Origin of the sequence: Alkalibacterium sp. (genome assembly GCF_046484155.1) — a bacterium.
GTDB lineage: Bacteria > Bacillota > Bacilli > Lactobacillales > Carnobacteriaceae_A > Alkalibacterium.
The window spans coordinates 1-7,553 of sequence record NZ_JAWOBT010000118.1; the positions used below are offsets into that span (position 1 = coordinate 1).

At 39.5% G+C, this 7,553-nt stretch carries 7 protein-coding genes and 1 pseudogene; 4 read left to right on the forward strand and 4 right to left on the reverse strand.

The features are described 5' to 3' along the window. Positions 1-186 precede the first annotated feature (186 nt). Positions 187-1,029 (forward strand): SDR family NAD(P)-dependent oxidoreductase, encoded by an 843-nt coding sequence (locus tag R6U02_RS08580; protein WP_410263200.1) that lies wholly within the window; start codon positions 187-189, stop codon positions 1,027-1,029. 309 nt (positions 1,030-1,338) lie between these two features. After that, a complete protein-coding gene (locus R6U02_RS08585; protein ID WP_410263201.1) occupies positions 1,339-2,700 on the forward strand; it encodes an FAD-binding oxidoreductase in 1,362 nt (453 codons plus the stop codon). A gap of 123 nt (positions 2,701-2,823) precedes the next feature. On the opposite strand, the gene R6U02_RS08590 is transcribed toward R6U02_RS08585, so the two are convergent. After that, positions 2,824-3,384: a CGNR zinc finger domain-containing protein gene (locus R6U02_RS08590; RefSeq protein ID WP_410263202.1), complete on the reverse strand. Its 561-nt coding sequence runs from the start codon at positions 3,382-3,384 to the stop codon at positions 2,824-2,826. Positions 3,385-3,762: 378 nt separating this feature from the next. Between R6U02_RS08590 and R6U02_RS08595 the strand changes: the two genes are divergently transcribed. Beyond that, positions 3,763-4,200: an OsmC family protein gene (locus R6U02_RS08595; protein ID WP_410263203.1), complete on the forward strand. Its 438-nt coding sequence runs from the start codon at positions 3,763-3,765 to the stop codon at positions 4,198-4,200. A gap of 46 nt (positions 4,201-4,246) precedes the next feature. After that, on the forward strand, positions 4,247-4,930 hold the full coding sequence (locus R6U02_RS08600) for a haloacid dehalogenase type II (RefSeq protein ID WP_410263204.1): 684 nt from the start codon (positions 4,247-4,249) through the stop codon (positions 4,928-4,930). A 346-nt stretch (positions 4,931-5,276) separates the two neighbouring features. Here the strand turns inward: R6U02_RS08600 and R6U02_RS08605 are convergent, their stop codons facing one another. From R6U02_RS08605 to R6U02_RS08615, 3 genes and pseudogenes are all read right to left on the reverse strand, one after another. Further along, a complete protein-coding gene (locus R6U02_RS08605) occupies positions 5,277-6,266 on the reverse strand; it encodes an ornithine cyclodeaminase family protein (protein ID WP_410263206.1) in 990 nt (329 codons plus the stop codon). Between the two features lie 48 nt (positions 6,267-6,314). Beyond that, positions 6,315-7,202, reverse strand: coding sequence for a hypothetical protein (locus R6U02_RS08610; protein WP_410263205.1), 888 nt, complete (start codon positions 7,200-7,202; stop codon positions 6,315-6,317). Positions 7,203-7,228: 26 nt separating this feature from the next. Continuing rightward, positions 7,229-7,553 (reverse strand): annotated as a pseudogene (locus tag R6U02_RS08615) (TrmB family transcriptional regulator); the annotation flags it as partial.

Below are 7,553 nucleotides of genomic sequence, written 5' to 3' on the forward strand. Positions count from 1 at the left end.
CTTTCTTTTTCTCCTTATTCACCCCTTATAACAGATGGGCTAGTCACATCAAACAGTATCATGCTAGTAAGTGGTATGATTTGGATATCCATTCCAGTTACCTATATTACAAGGATTTTAGTAGAGAAAAAAAGAGATGAGAAAGACAAGGATTAACAGCGACCAAACATTAAAGGAGGAAAAAACATGTCTGAATCAATACTAGCAATCACCGGTCCCACTTCTGGGATCGGTCTCGGTACTGTCAAGGCTTTGGTGACAACGTTTGATCGAATATTGCTATTAGCCCGCAATCTGGAAAAAGCCGCCTATTTAAAAAAGGAACTCTTGGAGTTGAATCCCGACCTGAAAGTAGACATCATCAAGTGTGATTTGAGTGAATTGGATTCCGTGAGACAAGCGGCAAACACGATAAAAGATCAATTCGACCATATCGACTGTCTGATCAACAATGCTGGGATCTTTTTAACTTCCAGAAAAGAAAGCGTTGATGGGTACGAACTGACGATGGCGACTAACTATCTCGGTCCTTTTTTGCTGACTCATGAGCTATTGCCGTTAGTCATGAACAGTGAGCGTAAACAGATCGTCGTCGTCTCTTCCGGTGCTTACAAATTTGCGCCAATGAAAAGACCATTCTTTAAGCCAAAACGCTTCTCTTCGATTGCTTGTTATGGACGTTCAAAACTGGGAACCCTTTACTTAGCCCAGGAGCTGCATGAACAGTATTCTCGCAAGGGACTCAAAACAACCGCAGTCCATCCCGGAGTGGTCTCAACGAATCTCGGAAAAAACAACGTCAGTCATACCCTTGGAGAGTTAGTGTTTAAACTGCTGGATCCGTTTTTCTTGACTGTCGACGAAGGCTCCCAGTCTGTCATCTCGGCAGTGTTACAACCCGACAAATACGCGGGTGTTTATTCTGAAGAAGGAAAAGTGGCTGCGGTCAAAAGATATGGCAGTGATTTCAAAATGCGTCGGGAATTTATTGATGCCACACTCGAAGAATTGAGTTTGCAGGAACTATAAACTTTTTATGACCAATTTTTTCAACACTGGTAAAACATCTTTTTCAAACCAGGGATTTCATTTTAACCATACTCAGATTTTTCAGGTATTTTCTAACTAATCAACCTACTATCGTGTCCGAAATCATCATGACAGTGACTCCATTCATAACTGGGGTCACGTTTTTTATTTTCTCATGAAATGTTTCAACACATGGTTGTTTGTACCTTAATTGCTGAAACGGCCTTATCTATTAGACATTCCTCCTTTGGTTCGGATAAGATGGAAATATCAATAAAACGCTTTCTGTCTATTATTAGGAGGAATCACATGCTACATCTCGAAGAAATCATATCAAATTCAGAACGTCTCTTTGTAGGTAGAGACATTCCGGAATACTATTATCGTGATACATATGTAAAAAATATCAAGCCCGTTTATGCCGTCGCTTTGCCAAAAACTCACGAAGAAGTAAAAGCACTCGTTCAGTTTGCCATAGAGAAAGATTTAGTCATGCTTGCGCGCGGTGCAGGTACCGGAGTTGCCGGTGCACAGGTACCGATCCAGGGCAACGAACTAATCATTGATGTGCATTTGATGGACACTATCATTGAGTTGGATGAAGAAACACTCACGCTGACGGTCGAGCCCGGTGTACTGGTCGGCGCTATCCACGACTATGTCGAACAGAAAGGGTACTTCTACCCCCCTGATCCAGCCTCCAAGCATTCGACCATTGGCGGAAACGTCGCGACCAATGCCGGCGGGCTCAGAGCTGTGAAATACGGAACCACCCGTGACTATGTCCGTGAAATGACTGTCGTTTTACCCGATGCTGAGGAAATGACCCTAGGCAGCCTGAATATAAAAAGCAGTTCCGGTTACGACCTGAAAGACTTGTTCATCGGTTCAGAAGGAACACTCGGCATCACGACGAAGATCCGGTTGAAACTTGTTCCCTTGCCAAAAGCCAATGTAACGATTCTGCAGGCTTTTGAAACGGTCCTTGGAGCCACTCAAGCAACCTTGGAAATACTGAAAAGTGGTGCGGATCCATCCGGCATCGAACTTTTTGAACGTCAGGCACTGTATTATGCCGAACAGAACTTAGGCTATCCTCTGAAATCCCAAGTCGGCGAAGCTTACCTCTTAATGAGTCTGGACGGAAATGATCTGAACGAACTCACGAACCGCATCGATCTGGTCCAGTCTGTCACGAGCAAGTTAGCTCTCGAAAGCCATGTGCTAACTGTAGAGGAAGCGAAGAGAAACTGGGCACTGCGCGACAATATCCTGCTTGGCCTGACCGCCTTTACTGAATTTGAATTACTCGATGAAGTGGTACCGATCAATAAATTCGCCGAACTCATTGAAGCGACCAAAGAAATGCAGGAGAAACACGGCTTGAACGTCTTGAATTTCGGGCATGCCGGAGACGGGAATGTGCATACCCTACTCATGAAAGATGACTTGACGGAAGACCAATGGACAAAAAGACGTGCCAGCCTACTGAGAGATCTATATCAAAAAGTAGACGAATTGGGCGGACTGCCCTCTGCTGAACACGGCATCGGCATCGTAAAAAAAGAATACATGACCAGCATGACTGAAGACGTCAACTTAGACTTTATGCGCCAGATCAAACGCGTTTTCGACCCGGACGACCGGTTGAACCCGGGAAAAGTGTTTTGATCATAAAAGAAAGAGGAGCACCCTGTTGGGGTTGCTCCTCTTTCTTTGCTTTCAGTTGAGGGTGAAATGTTATAAAAATCAAGAATACATCATTAACGAAATAAGCCACCCTTTATATTTTGTCTATTCACTATTTTTTTTAGCATAATATTTCCGTACTTTTGTTCTATTCCCGCAAACTTCCATCGAGCACCACTTTCGTCTTCCGCTTGTATCAACGAATAATGCATAACATGTATTGGACTTGCATTTTTTTATTTTTGGAAACAGTCCGTTATGATGGGCCGTAAGCATGTCATAGGTGATAAGTGAAATGAGTCCCTCAGTCCCGCCTGTACTTGGGGTAGGTCTGAACTCTTTGTCAAAGAAAAGAGGTGCTTTCTCAGTGTTAGATGCCAAATTTTCTAAAAATTTTGATTGTGTTTCGGGTTCTAAAAAGAAAGATCTGCACTGTTCACGAAATAATTGTATTTTTTTAATATCAATGGGAGATTCGTTTATTTTATCCACTTGTTTGGAATTCAACAAGCCTTTTTCTTTCATTAATGACAGCCAGGCACCCATTAAACCTTCTTCTTCAAGAAAATCTGTAAAAACACTGTTTCTTCCATTAATTGTATTGAGTATGTTAATGAATAAATATTCGGATACATAAGAATATCTAGTTTCTAAATTATTGATCATTTAAAATCCTCCTTTGAATTGCTTGGTTGACTTAAATAATACCATACTGTACTGTTAATAAGTAACCGTTTAAATCGATTTAAGTGGTTACAAGATAAAAAGAGATAATATATCTAGTTAGAGTTTAACAGATATAACATTGGGCGATGGACAAAAGAATGCATGGTTAGCTCCGAACATAGAGTACCTTGGTGTGTAGACCTTATAAAGTGAGGGCATCTATATTAAAAGATAGATGACTAGTTGAGCAAACAATTGGATCTCGATCTGAAGATGAGATCATGTCTACTGCTTAGAAAATAGTTATGAACACGATCAAGATAAGCAATACTTATAGAATGAGCAAGAATAAAACAAACATGAATGGGAGAAAATCAAATGGCTAAAAAAATCGAAAGAATCACAGCAACTTCAATAGGAATGCAAACACTAGCTGATTCCAAAGGGCATCAGATCATCATTGACGAACCTAAACAAATGGGCGGAAAAGATGAAGGCGCCAATCCGCTGGGGTCATTTCTAGCTTCACTAGCAGGCTGTGAGAATGCTATAGCTAATATGGCAGCAAAAGAAATGGATTTCGATCTTCAAGGTATAGAATTTGATATAAGAGCTGAAATGAATCCAGAGGGCATGATGGGTAATAAAGATGTTCGTCCCTACTTTCAAACAGTTAAAATAAATGCTCGCGTGAAAACAAGCGAATCTGAAGAGCGCCTCAGTGAATTACAAAAAACAGTTGATTCAAGATGCCCAATATTCACATCATTAGAGGCTGCCGATGTCGAAATGATTCCAAATTGGACAAAAGAATAAAAATGAAGCATAGTTAACTTAATTTATTATATGAGGAGCTGAAAAGATGATAAAAACTGTATTATTCGATATGAACGAGACGCTGTTGGATTTGAGTGTATTAAAAGAAAATTTTGGAAAACATTTTGAAGATAAATACGTTCTTAAGTACTGGTTTTCTAAGCTTCTTCATTCGTCTACCGTTATAGGCGGCATGGATGACTATACTGATTTTGGAAAACTTGCAGAAGCCGCGTTGGAAAGTGTCTTTTTAGAGAGCGACAAAGAACTGACTGATGAAATCAAAACAGATATTTTAGGATCGTTCAGAAAACTGCCTGCACACGATGATGTAGCTGAAGCTCTTAAATTATTGAGAGACCATGATATCAGGGTTGTTTCAGTAACTAATTCTTCTTATGAAATGGTTGAGCAACAGTTGAACAATTCTGGTCTCATCGATTTATTTGACGCCTATTATTCTGTCGATTCGGTAAAGAAATATAAGCCTTTTGAAGATATTTATCATTATGTAGTAATAGAAGAAAAAATCAATGCTATCGAGACGGTCATGGTTGCTACGCATGATTGGGATCTATTCGGTGCTAAAAAAGCTGGACTTCATACAGCCTATATTGAACGCAAAAAAGATCAATATAATCCTTACTACTTGAAACCAGATATGGCAAATAGTAACTTAGTGGAATTAGCCGAAGAAATTATCAGTTTCAACCAATTGATCTCAGACTAGCCGCTTTAAATACTCCTCAAAAAATTTGAGGAGTATTTTTTCATACCTGAATTATTCAGAATTTTTGTAACAATACTTCGAAGCGAATTTCGTTATATTGATATAAGAAGTTAAAATTTCAAGGAGTGACGTCGCGGGTATTGAAAGATTATGTTTTAAATATAGATCCACTGATACTGAAAAGAACAAGTTACACAGAAAAAATCAAAAAAAACCTTCAAAGGCTAAAATTAATAGAGCCTTGAAGGTTTTTTTGGAATTTCTATATTTAATATATTTTTATTTCACTTCCACTTATTGTGAATAATAAGGATCAAAGAAATATTCAATCATTTTTAAAGCTTAATCAAAACTCCAACGTCGCTCCAATTTCTTTTTCGATGGCTGCTTCGTAGATTCGTTGAGCAGTTACGATATCGAGTACGGCGTTTCCTGTTGTTTTGAAGAAGGTGATTTCCTCTTCCGATTCTCTTCCTGCTGTTTCTCCATTAAGAAGGTCTCCTAATTCACCAGTCACGTTTTCTATGTCAAATAGTCCTTTTTCAATGGGCTGGGTGAAATCTCCACTTTCTACCAGTGCATCTTTGGTATCGCAGTAAATTTTACCGGCATTTTGCAAAATGATTGAATCGATTTCAGCCATTTTTGGTGTAAAGGAACCTACTCCATTAATATGTGCGCCGGATTTGACCCATTTTCCGTCAAATGTTTTGACAGGTGACGTGGTGACTGAAGTAACGATATCAGATTGACGAATAGCTTCTTCAAGAGAAGAGGCAGCTTCAATCGTTGTATCGTATTTTTCGCCGTAAAGAGCGGTCATTTTTTCAGCAAACTCGGTTGCACGTTCCATATTCAAATCAGAGACGTACACTTGTTTAATCGGACGAACAGCCAATACAGCTTCTAGTTGTGTTTCAGCCTGTCCGCCTGTACCGACCAATGTGAAGATGGAGCTGTCTTCTCGAGCCAATAGATCGGTTGCAGCACCCGCTACAGCGCCTGTTCGCAATTGAGTCAGATAAGTGCCGTCCATAATGGAAGAGACTTGACCTGTTTCTGTATCCACCAATACCATTGTGGCGGGAACACTAGTCAGGCCTTTTTCAATATTTTTTGGATAGACGCTGACTATTTTCACACCCAAAGCACGAGCTTCGGCTGCATAACCAGGCATGTAAAGACTTTGACCTTCTTGTTCAGGTACGTTTAAATTGACGCGCAAAGGAATATTTACTTTGTCAGCGGAATAAAGGGAAAGGGCATCTTTATCAGCTTGAATAGCCTCTTTCATAGGTAACACGTTTTTCATTTCGTCTGCTTTCAATACTCTTATTTGCATAATTAGATTCCTTTCTGTATTTAATAAATGTAGTTGAGATGATTAAGCTATTTTTACTTGAGCTGCTTTCTCTTTCAGTAAATCGTTCACCATGGATAAGACACTGTATAAGATAACAGCCAAGACAACCCATTGTAAAATGTTCGTATTTAATCCTTTCACTAAGAACGCAGCAACCAATACTCCGATGACACCAAAAGTGGCAGAAAAGAGCGTGATTTTACGAGAGTATGAATCCAATTTAATAAATTGAATACTGCCCACAGGAACAGAAAAGGTACATGCACCCATCATGATAGGGAAAGCGACGCTCGGGCTCAAGCCAAATGCATAAACCGTTGCCATAGTCAGTGCAAAAGATCCAATTCCAATGTTATTCAAGGCACCGTATATCATAGATAAGATACCTAAAAGGATTAAGCTGAACCCTTGAAGAGAGGTTTTATCGCCGCCTGAAGGATATAAACCAAATTTACCTGCTAAGATGAGAACACCTGCCACTATAAGTCCTGCAATAACAAATTTTTTGATTGTATTTTTAGGTAGTTTCACTACGAAACGGGGACTGACATAGGCCCCGACCACTTGTGCAACAATGGGAATAATCAGTGTAGCAATACCAACTTCAATAGAAGAGATATAAGCGAGTGCCATCGCTGCGACTGGGACGACACAAGCCGTATTTAAGGTTCCAGGCAATTTTTTGTCATCTACCCAATTTGCCTTTGGATAAAGCGAAGCTCCGATAGCAAAATCTGAAATACCGAATGTTGAAAGAAAATAAATGAAGAACTGAGAAATCGCCATAACGATAGGGTTTCCGGGTTCTTTCGCTAAGCTTTCTTTATTAATAGTGAAATCCTTCACAAGTTGTAGTACAAAAGATCCATTTACCAACACGATGAGTATAAGTATGATTGTTAATAACATTTATATTCCTCCATATTATATAAGTTCTATTTTTTAGAATGAGAAAAAAAATCACGGAGACCTTTCATGTCCTCACCGTAGTGGGCTTTAATCTCCTCCGGGAAGTGTTCGATTAAACGTAGACAATAAGCATCATGAATGACATACTCACTGGCAAAAAACGAAAGAATGGGATTCTTTGTATAAATAGCTTTTGTTTTTCCCTGAAAAGGAATGGTGCCGTAAAGGACACTTTCTTTATCTGAAACGATTGTGATCCATCTATGCCCGATTTCATTAAGTTTGTCTTGCTCAAAACCATGAGCATGATACTTAGTGAGCGGTGTGTCGTATTGCTTATGGCGATCATAG

Bases quoted from the DNA above. Each gene is read 5' to 3' on its own strand.
- R6U02_RS08580 (WP_410263200.1), top strand. From the start codon at position 187: ATGTCTGAATCAATACTAGCAATCACCGGTCCCACTTCTGGGATCGGT.
- R6U02_RS08585 (WP_410263201.1), top strand. From the start codon at position 1,339: ATGCTACATCTCGAAGAAATCATATCAAATTCAGAACGTCTCTTTGTA.
- R6U02_RS08590 (WP_410263202.1), bottom strand. From the start codon at position 3,384: ATGATCAATAATTTAGAAACTAGATATTCTTATGTATCCGAATATTTA.
- R6U02_RS08595 (WP_410263203.1), top strand. From the start codon at position 3,763: ATGGCTAAAAAAATCGAAAGAATCACAGCAACTTCAATAGGAATGCAA.
- R6U02_RS08600 (WP_410263204.1), top strand. From the start codon at position 4,247: ATGATAAAAACTGTATTATTCGATATGAACGAGACGCTGTTGGATTTG.
- R6U02_RS08610 (WP_410263205.1), bottom strand. From the start codon at position 7,202: ATGTTATTAACAATCATACTTATACTCATCGTGTTGGTAAATGGATCT.